This is a genomic window from Oleiphilus sp. HI0067, assembly GCF_001635735.1.
Genome location: NZ_LWFI01000165.1, coordinates 1 through 1,196 on the forward strand (window position 1 = coordinate 1; position 1,196 = coordinate 1,196).

Annotated in this window: 1 protein-coding gene and 1 pseudogene; both read left to right on the forward strand. The window is 45.3% G+C overall.

What is annotated here, in order from left to right; all coding sequences use genetic code 11:
- Positions 1–381: pseudogene (purE, locus tag A3739_RS02265) on the forward strand (5-(carboxyamino)imidazole ribonucleotide mutase); the annotation flags it as partial.
- A 2-nt stretch (positions 382–383) separates the two neighbouring features.
- On the forward strand, positions 384–1,196 hold an 813-nt coding region (locus tag A3739_RS02270), incomplete at its 3' end, for an ATP-grasp domain-containing protein (protein WP_068500087.1).

Genomic DNA, 1,196 nt, shown 5'->3' on the forward strand with positions numbered 1-1,196 from the left:
TGTGTCTGCACACAGAACACCCGACCTGTTGTTTGATTACGCATCTTCTGCTGCCGAGCGTGGTATTCAAGTCATTATTGCTGGCGCAGGTGGTGCAGCCCATCTACCTGGTATGGTGGCATCAAAACTGAACTCCCAGTTTTAGGCGTTCCAGTTCAATCAAAGGCATTGAATGGCATTGACTCACTACTATCAATCGCTCAAATGCCAGGCGGCATTGCCGTCGGGACACTTGCCATCGGCACACCGGGCGCCAAGAACGCAGGATTGCTAGCGGGGCAAATCATCGCTCTGAACGACCAAGCCGTTAAAGAGAAGCTTGTTGCATTTAGAACGCAACAAACCGAAAGTGTACTCGCTCAATCAGATCCGCGAGGGTAATCATGAAATCTATTGGAGTTCTTGGCGCTGGTCAACTCGGCAGAATGCTTGCCTTAGCAGGTCTTCCTCTTGAGGCGAAATTTCGCTTCTTTGATACAAGTGGAAGCCCAAGTGTTGGCTTAGAACCAACGTATAGTGTTAAAGACAAGCCTATCAAAAGCCAAGAACTTCAAGAGTTCATAGATGCATGCGACGTCATCACTTATGAGTTCGAGCACCTACCGGTCGAATTAACTCAACATATCGAAAAAGAACATACGCTCTACCCGCCGTCAAAATCTATCGAAATTTGCCAAGATAGAGAGAAAGAAAAAGCCTTATTTAATGAATTATCGATTCCAACAACTCGATACAAAATTATTCATAAAGAAAGCGACCTTTCCGAAGCAGTTCAAGAGCTTGGCTTACCACTAGTCTGCAAAACGACGCGAGAAGGTTATGATGGAAAAGGGCAGTTTATTCTTCGCTCTGCTGAAGATATCCCAAAAGCTTGGAGCGCTATCGGATCAACCACGTTAATAGCTGAGGAATTTATAAATTTCTCTCGAGAACTGTCGATTATTGCGGCACGCAGCGCATCGGGCGAGATAGCAATTTATCCACTAGCAGAGAACCAACACAACGATGGAATTCTTCGATTCTCTACCGTTCCAGCGCCTTCCGTAAATGAAGATATTCAACGCCAAGCAGACTTGTATATCAAAGACTTGATTGCAGAATTGGAGCACGTTGGAATATTAACACTTGAACTATTCGAAACTACGAACGGCCTAGTTGCAAACGAAATGGCACCTCGTGTTCATAATTCAGGGCAT